Here is an 18068-nt window from a genome sequence, read left to right as displayed (position 1 = left end):
CAAGGTACTCACCCATAGCCACCCGCCGGACGGACCGGTCGGGCAGACCGGGCCGGCCGTGATGGCGGGATCTCGCCGCCAACAAATGCCCGGTGAAGATATCGCCATTCGTGCATCGATCAGGGCTCTTGCTCCCAGGATCGGACCGGATTGCCGAGCCACCGGCTTCGACCGGGCAGGTCTTCGCCGCGCATCACGAGCGACACCGGGCCGACGGTGGTCGCGGTGCCGACCGTCGACCCTGGCAGGGCGATACTGTTCGGGCCGAGGGTGGCTCCGCCGGCGATCCGGACGTGGTCCAGGCGCATCAGCCGGTCGTGGAACAGGTGCGTCTGCAGTACGCAGCCTCGGTTCACCGATGCACCGGCGTCCACGTGCACGAGGTCGCTCTCGGGGAGCCAGTGCGTCTCTATCCACACGCCTCGGCCGATCCTGGCGCCGAGGCTGCGTAGCCAGGTGTTCAGCCATGGTGTGCCTGGGGAGCTGCGTACGAACCATTGCACGGCGAGCAGTTCCACGAAGCAGTCGAACAACTCGTTGCGCCACACGAACGAGCTCCAGAGCGGGTGTTGTCCGGGCCGGAATCGGCCGACGAGCAGCCATTTGGCCACAGTGGTCACCGCGCAGGCGAGCACGCCGACGAAAGCGAGCACCACACCGCTGACCGCCAGGGTCATACCTAGGCCGAGGTCGAAGTCGATTTCGTCGAGCACGGCCAGCGCCATCGCTCCCAGCAAAGCGCTGAGCACGATGGGCACCACGCGGCACGATTCGACGGCCGCGCGGGCGAGTATGAGGCGGCGTGGGGGTTCGAATGTGCGCGCTGTATCGCCGGTTTCTGCAACTCTGGGCAACTCGATTGCTGGGCGTCCTAGCCAGGATGAGCCTGGGCATGCGACGTCCGGTGCGGAGGAGAGCACGCCGACCAACGCGCGGTCAGGGACGGTACGGCCTGGGCCGAGGATGCCTGAGTTACCAAGGAAAGCGCGTTCGCCGACCTGTACATGGCCGAGGCGCAGCCAGCCTCCGTGGGATTCGAATGGCGCCAGTAGGCCGTCGTCGGCGAGGAAACTGCCGTCGTTGACCCGGGTCAGGCGGGGCAATGTGACCACTGTGGAGGCTTCTACGTTACGGCCGATGTGTGCGCCGAGCGCGCGCAACCAGGTTGGGGTGGCGAGGCTGGCATACAACGGGAACAGGTTGACGCGGGAGCTACGGACGAGCCTGTCTGTGAGCCACACGCACCAGGCCACGCGTCCTCGCGCTGGGTACATACCATCGGCGATGCCCAACCCGGCGAGTCGCACCAACAACACGACAACTGAGGCATACATGAGCACAGCGCCCACAGTCGCAATTGGAACGACAAGCAGCAGGTGTGTCACGGCCGCGCTCAACGTGTCGTCGTCTTGGATCACGTAGTAAGCAAGCAGCATCCACGGAATGGACATCATTACGGGCAATGCTGCGAGGCCGATCAGCGACGCCGTGTACACGAGGTTCCATCGGCGAGCACGGTCGCTTCGTGGCGCTGGCCAGTCCTCCCCTGCCACGCCGACGTCGTGCAAGGGCGTCCCGGCGTAGCGGCGACCGGCTGGCACTGTTGTGGTGACGCACGAGCCCGGCAGGATCTCCGCGCCGTCGCCGATTCGTGCTCCCGGCAGCCACCGTGCTGCGGGCGCCGATACGTGCGTCCGCGCCGATATGGATGGCGCCTACGTGCAATACGTCGCCGTCGAGCCACCAGCCTGCGAGGTCGACTTCGGGTTCTACTGTGCTGCGGTCACCGAAGACGGCTAGCCCGGTTACCGGCGGCATCGAGTGCAGGATGACGCCCTCGCCGACCGTGCTGCCAAGGACTCGGGCGTACCTAGACGCCCAATGGGTTCCGGTGAAGCCGGACATGCCGAAGGTGACCGCGATCCGTTCGAGTGTCCACAACCGCAGGTGCACGCGGCCGCCGCGCGGATGTTCGCCCGGGGTGATGCCACGGCGCAGTAGACGGGTCCCGGCGTAAACGATGCCAAGGCGGCCGATGGGGCTCACCAGCGCGATCCAGATGCCGAGCACGATCCACCACGATGTCTCCGGCGCCCACGGGTCCGGGTCCACCAGGTCGATCAGGTCGTTGAGGATCATCAGCGCGAGCACCCATTTCACGCCGGTCACGGTGAACAGCACGAACTGCACGGCCGCCTGCACCATCCCGGCGTGCCGCGGGGTTGGCAGGACCGTGCGTTCCGCGGGCTCGTCCACGTGCAGGCTGTCGAGCCACGCGGCCATCTCGGGCAAATCCGGGCGCTGGTACACATCGGGCACCGAGACTGTGGGGAAACGCTTGCGTACCAAGGAAACCAGGCGGGCCGCGGCCAGGCTGCCACCACCGAGGGCGAAGAAATGGTCGCTGCGCCCGGCCTGGACACCCAGCACGAGAGCCCACTGCGAACCGAGCCATTCCTCGGTCGGCGTCTGGAACGGCTCAACAGCCGTATTCAGTGGCCATGGGAGCGCGCCGCGATCGACCTTGCCGGAGGTTTTCATGGGCAGCGCAGGCAATTCGACCAGGCGTGGCACCAAACCCGCAGGCAACTGACGGGTCAGGATCTCGCGGGCGTACGCCTCGTCGAACGTGTCGGTTGGCACGACGTAGCCAACAAGCACCGGTGCGCCGGTCGCGGTCTTGTGCACGGCACACGCAGCAGCTGAAACGCTGGGCAGTGCGGACAATGCCGCCAGGATGCCAAGGTAAAGGTCGCAGGTTCCGGAGGGAATGCGGATACCGACGCGGTCCCCCACTGTCACTCCAGCTGCCGCCAACCGGTCCACAAGCACGTGCACCTGGTCGGATAGTTCACGGTAGGTCAGGCAAACGTTCTCGTCCGCCAGGGCCGGAGCATCCGGAAAAGCCAGGGTCGTCGCCGTAAGAATGTCGACCAGCGTTCGCCCGTTCATTACTACCCCTTTAAAAACCTCACCTGTGGAAATCCCACTGATAAAGACGAACGGGCGCGCGGGAAGTTGCGTCAGTGAGATTTACGCTCGACCAGGGGAAGGGAACGCAACTGGCGTTCAAGGTGCCATTGCAGGTGGGCGGCGACAAGGCCGCTGGCCTCACGACGGGCCGACGATGTCGACTGGTCCGCGGTGTCCCACACGCCGTGCATGAGGGCGTCCATCAGCACAAACGTGTCCTGAGCCGGGCTGGCGGAACCAGGTGGACGACACACGGGACACACCGCGCCGCCCGCGGGCACGCTGAACGACTGATGCGGGCCAGGTGTGCCGCATTTCGCGCATTCGAACACCGCTGGCGCCCAGCCCGCGAAGGCCATCGCGCGCATCAGGAAGGCGTCGAGCAGCAGCGACGGGTCACGCTCGCCAGCCGACAGAGCCCGTAAGCAGCCCGCGACCAGCATGTAGAGCCGCATCACGGGCTCGCCTTCTTCGGCCGAGAGGCGCTCCGCTGTCTCAAGGACCGCACACCCCGCTGTGTAGCGCTGGTAGTCGTCGACCAGGCGTGGCGCGAAGGCGTCGATCGTCTCGACCTGGGTGATCACGTCGAGGGTTCGCCCGGTGTAGCACTGCACGTCGACATGGCAGAACGGTTCGAGGCGTGCGCCGAACCGCGAGCTTGTCCGGCGGATGCCTTTGGCCACCGCGCGCAGCTTCCCGTGCCGACGGGTGATCAGCGTGATGATCCGGTCGGCTTCACCGAGCTTCTGCACCCGCAGCACAACGCCGGTGTCGCGGTACAGGGTCACTCGCCGATTATCGCACCTAGGTCGGCGATCACGATGGTGCCCGCCACCCGGTCATGTCCGCCTCGATGCGTCCGTTCGTCGAACAACGCGGTCAGCGCGGGCATCACACTCAGCGGCAGCGCAAGAAGACCGCGGGCGAACGCGCGCAGAAATCCTGGCGGGGCGCCGGTGTCGACACGGACGATCTTGATCCGCGCCATCCGCTTGCCCGGCGTCGTCCCGTTCCGCGCGGCCGACAACGTGTCGTAGACGACCATTCCGAGCAGGGCAATCAAGATCACGGTCCCTGTGTCGTCCGGCAGCACGAAGCCGAGCACGACGTAGATCGGGACCACCAGGATCAGGAAATCGGCAAGGCGCGCGACGATCCGGCCGCCGAGCGTGGCTAACGGAACCTCGCCGTCACCGACCTCCGCCGTCCGCACGTCCTTGCGGTGCCTGCCGAGCATCAGAAACCCAGCCGCCGCAACTGTTTCGGGTCACGCTGCCAGTCCTTGGCGACCTTCACGTGCAGGTCAAGGTACACCTTGGCGCCGAGCAGCGCCTCGATCTGGGTTCGCGCGGCCGTGCCGACCTTCTTGAGCCGCTCGCCCTTGTGCCCCAGGATGATGCCCTTCTGGCTCGGGCGCTCCACGAACAGCTCCGCGTACACGTCGATCAGGTCGTCGCGGCCTTCACGGAACTTCATCTCCTCGACCACCACGGCGATCGAGTGCGGCAGCTCGTCGCGCACGCCCTCCAGCGCGGCCTCGCGGACGAGTTCGGCGACCAGGGTCACCTCGGGCTCGTCGGTCAGCTCGCCCTCGGGGTACAGCGGCGGGCCGTCCGGCAGCTTCGCCACCAGCACGTCGCTGAGCTGCTCGACCTGGAAACCGTTCACAGCCGACACCGGGATGAACTCGGCGAACTCCATCAGGGACTGCGCGGCCACCAGCTGTTCGGCGATCTGGGCCGGCGTCGTGAGGTCGGTCTTGGTAATCACGCCGATCACCGGCGTCCGCTTGGACACCTTCGCCAGCTGCTGTGCGATGAACCGGTCACCCGGCCCGATCTTCTGGTCGGCTGGCAGGCAGAAGCCGATGACGTCCACTTCGGACCACGTCGACATGACGATGTCGTTGAGCCGCTGGCCGAGCAGGGTGCGGGGCCGGTGCAGGCCGGGTGTGTCCACAATGACCAGCTGGGCGTCCGGCCGGTGCACGATGCCACGGATGGCGTGCCTCGTGGTCTGCGGCTTGCTCGACGTGATCGCGACCTTGGTACCGACCAGCGCGTTGGTCAGTGTGGACTTGCCCGCGTTCGGGCGACCCACGAAGCACGCGAAACCTGACCGGTGGCCGTCGGGAATGTTCACCGGCCCATTGTCGCTTACGGCAGCTCACCCTTGGCATTGGCACGCAAGACGGGCGCCGTGGGCGTCATATCGTGCACGGCCGCGAGCGACTCGGCGTCCACCGAGTCCGCGTCCGTCACGACGGCGGCCGCCTCGAGACCGTCTGCGCCACTGGCTACGGCGGCCGCAACAGCAGCCTGCAGGGCCGTGAGCTTCAACGACGGCAGCGCGACCGTGCACGCGGAGTACGTCCGGCCCATGGTGTCGCGCACTGCCGCGCCTTCGGCCGCGCCTGTCCGAGCCCGCGCCGACCGCGCCAGCGTGATGATCTTGCTGTCCTCCGGGTCGAGCTCAGCCACGCTCGCCGCTCCCTTCCTTCACCGGTACCTCGTCAAGCGACTTGGCCGCACGGCAGACCACGACGGTCGTGATGCGCATCCGGCCACGATTGTCCTTACCGCCCTCTGCCCGCATCCGCAGCCCCGCGACCTCGGCTTCGGCGCCGGGCAGCGGCACGCGGCCGAGGCTTTGCGCCAGCAGGCCGCCGACGGTCTCCACGTCAAGGTCGTCGAACTCCGCGCCGAACAACTCGCCGAGGTCTTCGACGGGCAACCGCGCGCTGACGCGTACGGCGCCGTCTTCGAGGTGCTCGATCGGCGGGCGGTCGTCGGTGTCCGATTCGTCGGTGATCTCGCCGACGATCTCCTCGATGATGTCCTCGATGGTCAGCAGGCCCGCGGTGCCGCCGTATTCGTCGACCGCGATCGCCATGTGGTTACGCGACAGCTGCATCTCTTTGAGCAGGTCGTCAAGGCGTTTGGTGTCCGGGACGAACTCGGCTGACCGCATCAGGTCCTGCACCGGGCGCGCCGAGTCGCCTTCCAAGCCGCCCTGCACCAGGTCTTTGAGGTTCACCACGCCGACGATGTCGTCGACGCTCTCGCCGATCACCGGCAGCCGCGTGAACCCGGTGCGCAGCGACAGCGCAAGCGCTTGCCTCACGGATTTGGCCTGCTCGATCCAGATGATCTCGGTACGAGGCACCATGACCTCACGCGCGATAGTCGCCCGCAGCTCGAAGACCGAGTGGATCATCTCCCGCTCGTCCTCGTCGACCACGCCGCGTTCCTGCGCCAGGTCAACCAGTTCCCGAAGCTCCACTTCGGACGAGAACGGGCCCTCGCGGAAGCCACGGCCCGGCGTGATCGCGTTACCGATGACGATGAGCAGGCGACTCAACGGCCCGAGCACCAAACCAAGCGCGCGGACAGGCGCGGCAGCCACGAGGCCGACCGCGTACGGGTGCTGACGGCCAAGAGTCCTCGGTCCGACGCCGACCAACACGTACGACACGACAACCATGCCGACACCGGCGATCAGGACAGCCAAGCCGTCCGGCTGAATCAAGTTCAGGCACGCCACCGTGAACAGCACTGTGGCCACGAGCTCGCACGTCAACCGCAGCAGCAACAACAGGTTCACGTGCCGGGGCCGGTCGGCCACGACGTACAGCAGCTGTTTCGCCCCAGCCCGGCCAGCCCTGGCCAGGCCTTCCACGCGCGCCCGTGACACCGCGCTCAACGCCGCGTCGGCCGCGGCGAACAGTCCCGCGAACAGCACCAGCAACACCGCGACTACCAGCAAGGTGGCGGAGTTCGACGTCACCGCGGGGCCTCGATTCAGTTATTGGGGCGTTTGGGCTCGTCCAGTCCCACCGCACCGAGCACCTTGTCGTCGGCGGAACGCTGGACTGCCAGCCGTCTTGCCTCGGCCCTCGCCACCCGGAAGTCCGCGAGGATCCGGTTCTGCAGCGAGAACATCTCGCGTTCCTCAGCGGGCTCGGCGTGGTCGTAGCCGAGCAGGTGCAGGCAGCCGTGCACGGTCAGCAGGTGCAGCTCGTCCAGCAGGCTGTGGCCGGCTTTGCGGGCCTGGTCCTTGGCGAACGCCGGGCACAGCACGATGTCGCCCAGCAGCGCCGGGCCCGCCTCGGAGGCGTCCGGGCGGCGCACCGAGTCCAGCTCGTCCTGCGGGAACGCCATCACGTCGGTCGGACCGGGCAGTTCCATCCAGCGCTCGTGCAGGTCGGCCATGACGTCGAGGTCGACGAGCATGATCGACAGCTCGGCGAGCCTGCTGACGCCCATCCGGTCAAGGGCGAACCGGGCGGCGGCGACGATCGTCGCGTCGTCGACCGCCACACCGGATTCGTTTGCGATTTCGATACTCACGTGTGCTTAACCCTCATCGACCACGGCGGTGGTCACTCCCGGTGCGTGGCTTGCGGATCTCGGTCTCGTCCTCGGTCGCCTGCCAGCGCTCGTACGCGTCCACGATGTCCGCGACCAGCTTGTGCCGGACGACGTCCGCACTGGTCAGGATGGAGAAGTGGACATCTTCGACGCCGTCGAGGATCTCCCGGACGACCTTGAGGCCGGAACGCTGCCCACCCGGCAGGTCGACCTGGGTGACGTCACCGGTGACCACGATCTTGGACGAGAACCCCAGCCTGGTCAGGAACATCTTCATCTGTTCCGGCGTGGTGTTCTGCGCCTCGTCGAGGATGATGAACGCGTCGTTGAGCGTGCGGCCACGCATGTACGCCAGCGGGGCGACCTCGATCGTGCCCGCCTGGGTCAGCCGAGGGATCGACTCGGGGTCGACCATGTCGTGCAGCGCGTCGTACAGCGGACGCAGGTACGGGTCGATCTTCTCGTAGAGCGTGCCGGGCAGGTAGCCAAGCCGCTCACCCGCCTCGACCGCAGGCCGGGTCAGGATGATCCGGTTGACCTGCTTGGCTTGCAACGCCTGCACGGCCTTCGCCATCGCCAAGTACGTCTTGCCGGTACCGGCCGGGCCGATGCCGAACACGACGGTGTGCTTGTCGATCGCGTCGACGTAGTGCTTCTGGTTCAGCGTCTTCGGCCGGATGGTGCGGCCACGCCGGGACAGGATGTCCAGGCTGAGCACCTCGGCAGGAGATTCGGCTGTGCCTGCCGAAAGCATCGCGACGCTGCGCCGGACGGCGTCCGCGGTCAGCGGCTGCCCGCTGCCCGCGAGGGTGGCCAGTTCGGCGAAGACCCGCTCAGCGAACGCCACGTCGGCCGGTGTGCCCGACAACGTGACCTCGTTGCCGCGGACATGCACGTCCGCGGTAACGAGTTCCTCGACGACACGGAGATTCTCATCGCGCGAGCCGAGCAGCGACAACAGCGCCGATTCGGGCACGGAGAACCTGGATTGCGCCGCATGACCGGTCTGGTCTGACGAGAGGGTGGACTGCGACTGGTCCACCGAGCCGTTCTTCCCGTTGAGGGGATTCTCGGATGATCGGGCGGCTCCACCCGGTGCGGTACCGGCCACGAGGCCTCTGGCCTGCTTTCTGCGCTGACGCGCCCTGCTAGTCGTTCGAAGCTGTCACCACGATGCTAGCCGGACGCGCCGACAAGTCGCAGCGAATACCTGCTCACGGGGCCCCGAAGTGACCCAACTGTTCACCACCGAGCAGGTGCATGTGGACATGGAAAACGGTCTGGCCAGCGTCCCGCCCGGTGTTGAACACGAGCCGGTAGCCAGGCTCGGCGAGCCCCTCCTGCTCGGCGATCTCCCCCGCGGCCAGCGTGATGTCGGTAAGCAGCTCGGGCTGTCCCTTGGCCAGATCGACCGCGTCGGTGAAGTGCACCCTCGGGACGATGAGGATGTGTGTCCTCGCCTGTGGATGAAGATCCCGGAAGGCGAACGTGGTAGCGGTCTCATGAACGACGGTAGAAGGCAATTCGCCAGCGATGATGCGGCAGAACAGACACGCGGGGTTCATGCGCGAAGACTAATAGCCCGAGAAAACCCCACCAAGCCCGCATCGAGTGGGCACCAGCATTGCGGTCCACCCCTTCCAACCAAATGTGAAGGAATTGCACATCTCACCCACCGTCCACTGCACTGGACGGACAAGAGATGCAAGCAGAGCCCCTGATCAAAGCGAAAAGCGGCAAGCCCCGGAACGGAAGGTAACCGACCGCTGAACCACGCCAGCCCAAGCAAACTGCGCCCCAGCGGCAGAAGGGTCAGCGAAAGCACCGAGCGCCACAGCACCACAGACAGAAGACCCAGCCGAAGCAAAGTGCCCCACGCCGAACGGCGGCCGAGCCCAAGCGAAACCCCCACCCCTGAAAGATGAGAGAGCCCTCAAGCAAAGTAACCGGCGCTGGGTCAGAGCCAACCGCACCGTGGGGGGCTTGGGGGGCTCGGCCCCCCAAAATAATCGGCGAAGCTGAAAGCCCAGACGCAGCGGGCAAACAACAAGGAACGCGAAGCGTGACGAAGTTGGACGCTCCGCTGCGGCTGGGCATACGCCCGCCGCAGCGGAGCTCCGCCGGACCGAGGGGGGAGGTGTCCGGCGGCTTAAGTGGCGCCCTTTCGAGCGCCAAGTCACAAGGCCTCGGCCTTTGAGGCAGAGCGTAGACCGTCCATCACCAAGTGCGCCACCAGGTCGAGAAAATTGATCTTTCCCGATGGACGGCAACCTCGTCCAGTGTACGCGCGTCCAGTGCCTTGGAGTGTTCGCTCCATATTTCCTACCTATCGGAAGGATGCCTCCCTGTGCCCATGACTGCTGGGGGTGTCGTGGCGTGTTTCGCCCTTGCGGCGAGCTTGGCCACGTCGGTCGCGTTACCTGTCTCCGCTGCCCAAGAGGCATCGTTGACCTGGTCGGACTGTGGTGACGGGTTCGAGTGTTCGTCGGTCTCGGTACCGGTGGACTATGACAATCCGTCTGGTTCTCGTATCGATCTCGCGGTCATCAAACTGCCCGCGGGTGACTCCGCGAAGCGGATCGGGACGTTGTTCGTCAACTTCGGCGGGCCGGGTGCCAGTGGCCTGCAACGGCTTCGTGAACGGGCCAAGTGGCCATGGTTGTTCTCCGACGAGTTGAGGTCTCGCTTCGACATCGTCTCGTGGGATCCGCGCGGGATCGCCAACAGCGCGGCGGTCCGGTGTTTCGACACACTTGCCGAGCAGCAGGAGTTTTTCGCCGAGTTCCCGGAGATGCCGGTCGATCTTGCCGGTGAGGCGCCGTTCTACGAGAAGTCCAAGGAGCTCGCGTATCGCTGCGAGCAGCAGGCTGGACCGGTCCTCAAGCATGTCTCGACCGCGAACACCGCGCGGGACTTGGACATGCTCCGGCGCGCGGTCGGCGAGGAGAAGATCTCGTATCACGGCATCTCGTACGGCACGCATCTCGGCGCGATCTACGCCAATCTGTTTCCGAACAGGATCAGGGCGATGGTGTTCGACGGGTCGATGGCCTTCGCCGGCAACGCGGTCGGCCGCGGTGACTCCGGGTTCAAGGTTCCGTTGGACACCAGGCAGGACGTGTCCCGTGGGGTGGCCGAGACGCACGAGCAGTTCCTGAAGCTCTGCGCCGAGTCAGGCCCCAAGTGTGCTTTCTCTGGGGGTGATCTGAAGGCGAAGTACGCGGCGATCGCGGAGCGCGCCAAGCTGGGGCCGATCACCATCGAAGGCGACGAGGGCCCGGAGACCTGGACGTGGTCCGGAATCTCGAACATGGCGTGGGATTACGCGTCCGTCAGCGCCTGGCCCGATCTCGCCAAGCTGTACCAGCGTTTGTACGACGCGCGCGACACGGCAGCCCGGAAATCAGGCGAGCCGTACACGAGCAACCGGAGTGAGGCGTTCAACGCGATCCAGTGCTCGGACAGCAACTTCCCTACCGACACTGCGATTTACAGCACGTACGCGATGTCAGAGGACCAGCGAATCCCGTACTTCGGGCGGCTTTCCGTGTTCGACATGATGAGCTGCGCGTTCTGGTCGGCGAAGGACACCGATCGGTACACCGGTCCGTGGAACCGCCGTACCTCGGCGGAAATCTTGGTGCTGAACAACCGGTACGACCCGTCGACGCCGCTGCACGGCGCGATCGACGGCGCCAAGGATCTGGCCAGGGCAAGGATTTTCGTGACCGAGGGCTACGGCCACTCGACCATGCTTGCCCCGAGCACCTGCACCGAGCAGGTCAAGCGGGAGTACCTGATCGCAGGGAAGTTCCCTGCGGCAGGCAAGGTCTGCAAGCTCGACGCCAACCCGTTTGGCTAAGACCAGCGCGCGGTGAGCGCGCCGATGGCGCCTAGTGCCACGGCCGCTGCCGTTGAGGCGCGCAGGACGCTCGGCCCGAGCCGGACAGCCTGCGCGCCCACGCTTTCCAGCACAGCGATCTCTTCCTCGCTGACGCCGCCTTCAGGTCCGACGACCACCACGATGTCTCCTTGCTGTGGCAGGGAGATCTCCGTGAGCTGGTGCTTGGCCGAGCCTTCGAGGACTAGCCCTGCGGCGCCATCCATGAGTTTCGCCAGGCCCTTGGTGTCGACGGGATCGTGCACCTCGGGAACCCATGGGCGACGGGCTTGTTTCGCGGCTTCGCGAACCGTGTTCCGCCAGCGCGCCAAGGCTTTCTCGCCGCGCGGCCCATCTTCCCATTTGGCGACGCATCGCGACGCGCGCCACGGCACGATCGCGTCGGCGCCTGCTTCGGTCGCCAGTTCCACCGCCAACTCGCCTCGATCGCCCTTGACCAATGCCTGCGCGATGACGACTCGCGGTTGCGGTGCGGGCACGTCGGATCGTCCGATCACCCGCAGCCGCAACGAGTCCTTGCCGGCCGGGCTGTCGACGACACATGTCGCCAGCCCGCCGGCACCATCGGACACTGTCAGGTTTTCGCCTGGGCGCAAGCGTTTCACCGTTGCCGCGTGACGGCCTTCCGGTCCGTCGAGGACGAACTCCTCCCCTTTCGGGAGCGTGTCAACGAGGAAAAGCGGTGGAGTGGTACTCATCGAGTGCGGTGTGACCTCATCCGCGAGAAGAAGCCGCCGCCCTTGCCGTTGGTGGTGGCCAGGCCGCCTTCGTCCTCGCCGCGCAGGGTCGCCAGTTCACGCAACAACTCCTGCTGACGGGCGTCCAGTCGCGTCGGCACCTCGACGTCCACGTGCACATGCAGGTCGCCGCGACCGTCGACCCGGCCGGACTGACGCAGCTTCGGCATGCCACGGCCGCTCATCACGAGTTCCATGCCGTGCTGCGTGCCGGGCTCAAGCTCCAACTCCTCGACACCATCGAGGGTTTCCAACGGGAGCACGGCACCAAGCGCGGCCGTTGTCATCGGGACGCGCAACGTGCAATGCAGATCCGCGCCGGACCGCTCGAAGGTCGAGTGCGGCTGCTCCTCCACCTCGACGTACAGGTCGCCAGCGGGACCACCGCCGGGACCGACCTCGCCCTGGCCGGACAACCGCACGCGCATACCGTCCGCGACGCCCGGCGGAACCTTGGCCACGATTGTGCGACGCGAACGGACACGGCCGTCGCCAGCACACTGGCGGCACGGGTCTGGGATGACCTCACCGAGGCCACGGCACACCGGGCATGGCCGTGCGGTGACGACCTGACCCAGGAACGAACGCTGCACGGCCTGGATCTCGCCGCGCCCGCCACAAGTCTCACAAACCTCGGGCGACGTGCCCTCGGCACAACCCGAACCACGGCACAGCTCGCACAGGATGGCCGTGTCGACGGTCAGTTCGCGGCTGACGCCCGTGAGGCACTCCTCCAGGGTCAGTCGCATCCGGATCAGAGCGTCCGCGCCGGGTTGTACGCGGCTGCGCGGTCCGCGCGTGCTGGCGCCCCCGGCCGCACCGAAGAACGCGTCCATGATGTCGCCGAGTCCGAACCCGGCGAACGGGTCACGCATGCCGCCCGCGCCGCCACCGCCGTTGTCCAGCGGGTCGCCGCCCATGTCGACGATCTTGCGCTTCTGTGGGTCGGACAGCACCTCGTAGGCGGCCGTCACCTCTTTGAACTTGTGCTGCGCCTCTTCGTCCGGATTGACGTCCGGGTGCAGCTCACGCGCGAGCTTGCGGTACGCGCGCTTGATCTCGTCGGCACCGGCATTGCGCTGAACGCCCAGGATGCCGTAGTAGTCCCTGGCCACCTTCGTCATGTCCTCCTGCCGCAGTGCGGTCCGCGGTTACGCACCGCACCCGGCTCTGCCGTGTTGATGATCATCGAGCTGTCAGAATCTCCCCGACGTAATTGGCAACCGCGCGCACCGCCGCGATAGTTCCCGGGTAGTCCATCCGCGTCGGGCCGACGACTCCCATTCCACCAAGTAGTTCGGTTCCGCCGTAGCCGATCGAGACAACGGACGTGCTGCGCATCTCCGCGGCTTCGTTCTCGCCACCGATGTGCACTGTCAGTGTGCCCGCGTCCCGCGCCGAGGCGAGCAGCTTGAGGATGACCACCTGTTCCTCGAGCGCTTCGAGCACCTGGCGCAGTGAACCGGGGAAGTCCGCGACGTTTCGGGTCAGGTTGGCCGTGCCACCGAGGACCAGCCGCTCCTCCGGGTGCTCGACCAGCGACTCGACCAGCACCGAGCCGACCCGGATCATCACGTCCCGCAGGTCGTTGGGCGCGGACTCGACCAGCTCGGCGACCTTGACCGCGGCGTCGGTCAGCCGCTGCCCCGCCAGCCCCGCGTTGATCATCGAGCGCATCCGGGCGAGCGAGTCCTCGCTCAGCACGTCGCCGAGGTCGACCATCCGCTGGTCGACGCGGCCGGTGTCGGTGATCATCACCAGCATCACCCGTGCCGGGGTGATCAGGACGAGTTCGATGTGCCGGACCGTCGAGCGGGTCAGCGTCGGGTACTGCACGACGGCGACCTGCCTGGTCAGCTGTGCCAGCATCCGGACGCTGCGGCGCAGCACGTCGTCGAGGTCGACCGCGCCTTCGAGGAACATGCCGATCGCCCGGCGCTCAGGCACGGACAACGGCTTGACCTCGGAGAGCCGGTCGACGAACAGGCGGTAGCCCTTGTCCGTCGGGATGCGGCCCGCGCTGGTGTGCGGCTGCATGATGTAGCCGTCTTCCTCCAGCGAGGCCATGTCGTTGCGGACCGTCGCACTGGAAACGCCCAGGTTGTGCCGGTCGACGATGGCTTTCGACGCCACCGGCTCGTGGTTGGACACGTAGTCGGCGACGATCGCGCGCAGCACTTCAAAACGACGTTCGTCGGCGTTCACCACAGCCCTCCCCACTCGACACTTGCCTCTGGCCACCTCAAGTTTACGGAGCGGCTGGGCCGGATTGCGCCACCAGTTGGTGTCGAGTGCATGGCTGCCTGGTCAAGGCCGGTCCGCGGGCGGCGACACGCCACTCGCCCGGGTCCCGGACGGTGACCGGATCCCGTGCGAAAATCAAGTGCATGGGCTTGGAAACCTGGCGGATCTCAAGCAGGAGGGTGTTGTGACGGGCAACGATCCGGCGCACGTCGAGCGGCTCGCGGCCTTGCTCCGGCCGGTTGACCTGCTCGACTTCGTGCTGTGCATCCGAAGGTGGCTGCAAGAAGCACACACCGAGGCCGCCGAGCTGCAGCCGTTACGCAAGAACTACCGGGGCGAGTGGGGCAACAACGTCAGCTTCGGCACCGATCGCCACCAGTACCTGCTCCAGCAGGCGCACACGTTGCACAGCGACATCCCCGAGCTGGAGGCCGACGCCGCGTTCCAATCCGTCTTGCTCAAGGTGGGCAGGGCAGGCGTCTACCAGTTCAACGCGCCCAAAGGCCCGCACGGCTCGCTCGGCGAGGTGAGCGATCTACGCCGCGAGCTGCTCACGTCGACCGATGACATGTCACTGTTCGGCAGACCCTATGCGTGGCTCAGCGGGCGGGAGCCACTGTTACTGCCGTGGTCCGGCACGGAGACCGACGGTCTCACCGGCAGCTGGGCTGGTCAGGGCACCCTCCAGGACGACAACCACATCTCCTGGGCGTGGCTGGTCGACCTCGAACAGCTTGCCGAGGGCAGTGGCGGCAAATCCACGCCACTCGCGCTGGTCAGCCCTCTCGGGCCGACCCTGTTCGACGAGTCACCACCGGCCATCCCGATGCGGCCACGAACAGAGCAGCGGCGCGGGTCGGCTGGGTGACTGACCGCCCGCATGCCAACACTCTCCGTACTGGTCCACGATGTGGGTGGCCCAGTCATGATCACCTGGCCACCATCCCGATGGGAGTTCGACCGTGCATCCGGATGCCTCCGCAGCCGCGCGGGCATTCGCGCCTGCCCGGCTGACGATGGCACGGGAACTCGCCGGGTGGCTCAAGCGGGATCTGGCCGAGGCAATCGATCGCACGGCGGCCGCGATTTCCCAGTACGAACTTGGCCAGTCCCGCCCGAGTGCCGAGACACTGTCCCGGTGCGCGGACGCCCTCGCCGTGCCGGTCTCGTTCTTCACGGTCGGCCGTCCACAGTTGCATCTCGACACAGCGCAGGCGCATTTCCGGTCCCTGCGCGCGACGACCGCGACCCAGCGCCAGCAAGCGCTCGCACACGTCGAATTACTCTGGGAAGTTGTCGAACAACTGGACCGTGTCATCGAATTGCCGCCGCTGGACGTGGGGATTCCGATGGGCATCCCGCACGGCGATCCGGCCACGACCGCGCGCATGGTCCGCAAGGCCTGGAGCATCTACTCAGGACCGACCGCGCATCTGGTGCGCAATCTCGAAGCACGCGGCGTCGTCACCACGCGAATTCCCGCATTGGACTGCGACACCATCGACGCGTTCTCGTCCGCGTTGCACGGTAGGCCGATCATCGCGTTGACGTACAAGGGAAATCCGATGCGTCAGCGGTTCTCGGTCGCGCACGAACTCGGGCATCTGTTGCTGCATCCCGAGCCAGTTCCCGGAAGTGTGCAGAACGAGCGGGAAGCCAACGCGTTCGCCGCCGAATTCCTTATGCCTGCCAACGAAATCTCCGACCAGCTGCCGACGCCGGTCGACGTCGCCGCGCTCAAGCAGCTCGCGGACAACTACGGCGTCTCGACGGCCGCATTGATCTATCGCGGCAAAGACCTGGGCGTTTACAGCGAATCCACGCTTCGGCGGGTGCTGGCGACGCTGACCAAGCTTGGCTGGCGGACGCACGAACCGGTCAATTCCGGCTATCCGGGAGAGCAGCCGGAGCTGCTCCGGCTGGCTATCGAACTGGCCGGTGCAAACGATCTCACGATGCCGGCGCTGGCCCTGCGGCTCCACATTGGATTGCCGCGACTTCGCGCCCTGGTAGGACTTTCCGACGTTCGGCCGAAGCTCCGGCTGATCCACGGCGCCGGTTGATCATCGGTCAATTCGTTCACCGATCTCGCTTACTCAACGCTGTTTCGACGACCACCCGAATGGACCAGTGGTCTAAACCTTCCCCGAGTTTGGAAAGTTTGTTAACGTTTAGCCCCGATCATCGGTTCAATGTTCCATTGATCGGTACATTGGAGGACCCCTGTGGACGTCAGGTACTCGACCAATCCGGCGGAGGCCCGCGGCTACGACACCGCGCAACTGCGCCAGCATTACCTGGTCGAGGACGTCTTCGTGCCAGGCGAACTGCGCCTGACCTACAGCCACGACGACCGGGTGGTGCTCGGTGGCGCCGTTCCCGGCACCGAGCCGTTACGCCTGGAATCGGACGACACCCTGCGCACGGACCACTTCTGCGAACGTCGCGAGCTGGCGGCTTTCTGCGTCGACGGACGTGGAGCGGTGGTTTGCGACGGTACCGCGTACGAGCTCGAACGGGGAGACCTCGCATATATCGGGCGTGGCACCAGGGAAGTGAGCTTCACGAGCGCTGATCCTGCTGCCCCAGGCCGGTTTTACCTCGCCTCGGCGCCCGCGCACCAGGATCTGCCGACCACGCTGGTGCATGCGAAAGATGTCACACCCGTGGAACTGGGCGCCGCCAACACATCGAATGAGCGGACGATTCGGCGGTATATCGACGGAACACTGGTCGAGAGCTGCCAACTGATGATGGGCTGGACACAGTTAGCGCCCGGAAGTGTCTGGAACACAATGCCCGCGCACACCCATCTGCGGCGCACCGAGTGCTACTTCTACTTCGATCTCGACCAGGACGCGCGGCTGGTGCACCTGCTCGGTGAACCAGACGAGACGCGGCACCTGATCGTGCGCAACGAACAGGCAGTCATCTCGCCGAGTTGGTCGATCCATTCGGGCGCGGCGACCGGCAGCTACTCGTTCATCTGGTTCATGGCCGGTGAGAACTACCGGTTCGACGACATGGACCACGTCGCCATGACGGACCTGCGATGAGTTACCTCGACAAGCTTTTCTCGCTGGAAGGCCGGACCGCGCTGGTGACCGGGGCCCGTACCGGCATCGGGCGCGCGATCGCGGTCGCGTTGGCTGGCGCGGGCGCGGACGTGGTCCTGCTCGGCCACGGCGGTGACTTCAAACCGGTGTGCGAGGAAATCGAGGCGCACGGCCGTAACGCGGCAGTGGCCACTGTGGACCTCGGGCAGCCGCAGGAGGTTGCCGCCAAAGCACAGGAAATCCTTGCCGAGCACCAGATCGACATCCTGGTCAACAACGCGGGGATCATCCGGCGCTCCGACGCCGTCGAACATTCCTATGAGGACTGGCGTGCGGTGCTGTCGGTGAACCTCGACTCGGTGTTCGAACTGACCAAGACGGTGGGCGCGCCGATGCTGCAGCGCCAGTCCGGCAAGGTCATCACCATCGCTTCCCTGCTCAGCTTCCAAGGAGGGATCAGGGTGGCCGCGTACACCGCGAGCAAACACGCGGTTGCGGGGCTGACAAAGACGCTGGCCAACGAATGGGCAGCGAACAATGTCCAAGTCAACGCGATAGCCCCCGGCTACGTGGCGACGGACAACACCGAGGCGCTGCGGGCCGACCCGCGGCGCTCTGCGGAAATCGTGGGTCGCGTCCCGATGGGCCGGTGGGGATCTCCGGACGATCTTGGCGGCGCCGCGGTATTTCTGGCCGGTTCGGCCTCGGACTACGTAACTGGACACGTATTGGCGGTGGATGGTGGCTGGCTCGCTCGCTGAGAACCTGTATCGGGATGTCGTCCCGA

General features: G+C 66.1%; 17 protein-coding genes and 1 pseudogene. 5 read left to right on the top strand and 13 right to left on the bottom strand.

Annotation, left to right across the window (positions count from 1 at the left end):
• Positions 1–119: 119 nt before the first annotated feature.
• The 10 genes and pseudogenes from LWC34_RS53795 to LWC34_RS53750 form a co-directional block, all read right to left on the bottom strand.
• Entirely contained in the window at positions 120–1601 is a 1482-nt protein-coding gene (locus LWC34_RS53795; RefSeq protein ID WP_233734393.1) for a Pls/PosA family non-ribosomal peptide synthetase, read from the bottom strand.
• A gap of 679 nt (positions 1602–2280) precedes the next feature.
• Positions 2281–2541, bottom strand: a pseudogene (locus LWC34_RS53790) (phosphopantetheine-binding protein); the annotation flags it as partial.
• Between the two features lie 482 nt (positions 2542–3023).
• On the bottom strand, positions 3024–3761 hold the full coding sequence (gene recO, locus LWC34_RS53785) for a DNA repair protein RecO (RefSeq protein WP_233734392.1): 738 nt from the start codon (positions 3759–3761) through the stop codon (positions 3024–3026).
• Positions 3758–4210, bottom strand: coding sequence for an RDD family protein (locus LWC34_RS53780; protein WP_233734391.1), 453 nt, complete (start codon positions 4208–4210; stop codon positions 3758–3760). The genes recO and LWC34_RS53780 overlap by 4 nt, the downstream gene beginning before the upstream one ends.
• Entirely contained in the window at positions 4210–5109 is a 900-nt protein-coding gene (gene era / locus LWC34_RS53775; RefSeq protein ID WP_233735006.1) for a GTPase Era, read from the bottom strand. Before era ends, LWC34_RS53780 begins: the two co-directional genes overlap by 1 nt.
• 20 nt (positions 5110–5129) lie before the next feature.
• Positions 5130–5453 carry a cytidine deaminase-like protein gene (locus LWC34_RS53770; protein WP_233734389.1) on the bottom strand — a complete coding sequence of 108 codons (324 nt, stop codon included), beginning with the start codon at positions 5451–5453 and terminating at the stop codon, positions 5130–5132.
• A complete protein-coding gene (locus LWC34_RS53765) occupies positions 5446–6759 on the bottom strand; it encodes a hemolysin family protein (RefSeq protein WP_233734387.1) in 1314 nt (437 codons plus the stop codon). The genes LWC34_RS53770 and LWC34_RS53765 overlap by 8 nt, the downstream gene beginning before the upstream one ends.
• Positions 6760–6773: 14 nt before the next feature.
• Complete coding sequence (gene ybeY, locus LWC34_RS53760) at positions 6774–7322, bottom strand: rRNA maturation RNase YbeY (RefSeq protein ID WP_233734385.1); 549 nt, start codon at positions 7320–7322, stop codon at positions 6774–6776.
• A 13-nt stretch (positions 7323–7335) separates the two neighbouring features.
• Positions 7336–8385, bottom strand: a complete 1050-nt coding sequence (locus LWC34_RS53755) for a PhoH family protein (protein WP_233734384.1) — start codon at positions 8383–8385, stop codon at positions 7336–7338.
• Positions 8386–8557: 172 nt separating this feature from the next.
• Positions 8558–8908 carry a histidine triad nucleotide-binding protein gene (locus LWC34_RS53750; protein ID WP_233734382.1) on the bottom strand — a complete coding sequence of 117 codons (351 nt, stop codon included), beginning with the start codon at positions 8906–8908 and terminating at the stop codon, positions 8558–8560.
• Positions 8909–9696: 788 nt separating this feature from the next.
• Between LWC34_RS53750 and LWC34_RS53745 the strand changes: the two genes are divergently transcribed.
• A complete protein-coding gene (locus tag LWC34_RS53745) occupies positions 9697–11205 on the top strand; it encodes an alpha/beta fold hydrolase (RefSeq protein ID WP_233734380.1) in 1509 nt (502 codons plus the stop codon).
• Here the strand turns inward: LWC34_RS53745 and LWC34_RS53740 are convergent.
• The 3 genes from LWC34_RS53740 to hrcA all read right to left on the bottom strand — a co-directional run bounded on the left by LWC34_RS53740 (position 11202) and on the right by hrcA (position 14189).
• Complete coding sequence (locus LWC34_RS53740) at positions 11202–11942, bottom strand: 16S rRNA (uracil(1498)-N(3))-methyltransferase (protein WP_233734379.1); 741 nt, start codon at positions 11940–11942, stop codon at positions 11202–11204. The two genes, LWC34_RS53745 and LWC34_RS53740, sit on opposite strands and share 4 nt — an antisense overlap.
• Entirely contained in the window at positions 11939–13096 is a 1158-nt protein-coding gene (dnaJ, locus tag LWC34_RS53735; protein ID WP_308200331.1) for a molecular chaperone DnaJ, read from the bottom strand. The genes LWC34_RS53740 and dnaJ overlap by 4 nt, the downstream gene beginning before the upstream one ends.
• A 70-nt stretch (positions 13097–13166) precedes the next feature.
• Entirely contained in the window at positions 13167–14189 is a 1023-nt protein-coding gene (gene hrcA / locus LWC34_RS53730; RefSeq protein ID WP_233734377.1) for a heat-inducible transcriptional repressor HrcA, read from the bottom strand.
• Between the two features lie 220 nt (positions 14190–14409).
• Here hrcA and LWC34_RS53725 point away from each other — a divergent pair, with 220 nt between their 5' ends.
• The 4 genes from LWC34_RS53725 to kduD all read left to right on the top strand — a co-directional run bounded on the left by LWC34_RS53725 (position 14410) and on the right by kduD (position 18042).
• Positions 14410–15093, top strand: a complete 684-nt coding sequence (locus LWC34_RS53725) for a hypothetical protein (RefSeq protein WP_233734376.1) — start codon at positions 14410–14412, stop codon at positions 15091–15093.
• A gap of 94 nt (positions 15094–15187) precedes the next feature.
• Positions 15188–16288, top strand: a complete 1101-nt coding sequence (locus tag LWC34_RS53720; RefSeq protein ID WP_233734375.1) for a helix-turn-helix domain-containing protein — start codon at positions 15188–15190, stop codon at positions 16286–16288.
• A gap of 162 nt (positions 16289–16450) precedes the next feature.
• Positions 16451–17281 (top strand): 5-dehydro-4-deoxy-D-glucuronate isomerase, encoded by an 831-nt coding sequence (gene kduI / locus LWC34_RS53715; protein WP_233734374.1) that lies wholly within the window; start codon positions 16451–16453, stop codon positions 17279–17281.
• On the top strand, positions 17278–18042 hold the full coding sequence (kduD, locus tag LWC34_RS53710) for a 2-dehydro-3-deoxy-D-gluconate 5-dehydrogenase KduD (protein WP_233734373.1): 765 nt from the start codon (positions 17278–17280) through the stop codon (positions 18040–18042). Before kduI ends, kduD begins: the two co-directional genes overlap by 4 nt.
• Positions 18043–18068: the final 26 nt, after the last annotated feature.

The sequence above is a fragment of the Kibdelosporangium philippinense genome (assembly GCF_021390435.2).
In the GTDB taxonomy this organism is placed as follows: domain Bacteria; phylum Actinomycetota; class Actinomycetes; order Mycobacteriales; family Pseudonocardiaceae; genus Kibdelosporangium; species Kibdelosporangium philippinense.
Note: the sequence above shows the minus strand (reverse complement) of the source record. Positions and strands in the feature narration are given on the sequence as shown.

Excerpts from the sequence above, each read along its gene's own strand:
- LWC34_RS53780 (WP_233734391.1), bottom strand. The coding sequence starts at position 4,210 with ATGCTCGGCAGGCACCGCAAGGACGTGCGGACGGCGGAGGTCGGTGAC.
- LWC34_RS53750 (WP_233734382.1), bottom strand. The coding sequence starts at position 8,908 with ATGAACCCCGCGTGTCTGTTCTGCCGCATCATCGCTGGCGAATTGCCT.
- LWC34_RS53745 (WP_233734380.1), top strand. The coding sequence starts at position 9,697 with ATGACTGCTGGGGGTGTCGTGGCGTGTTTCGCCCTTGCGGCGAGCTTG.
- LWC34_RS53740 (WP_233734379.1), bottom strand. The coding sequence starts at position 11,942 with ATGAGTACCACTCCACCGCTTTTCCTCGTTGACACGCTCCCGAAAGGG.
- kduD (WP_233734373.1), top strand. The coding sequence starts at position 17,278 with ATGAGTTACCTCGACAAGCTTTTCTCGCTGGAAGGCCGGACCGCGCTG.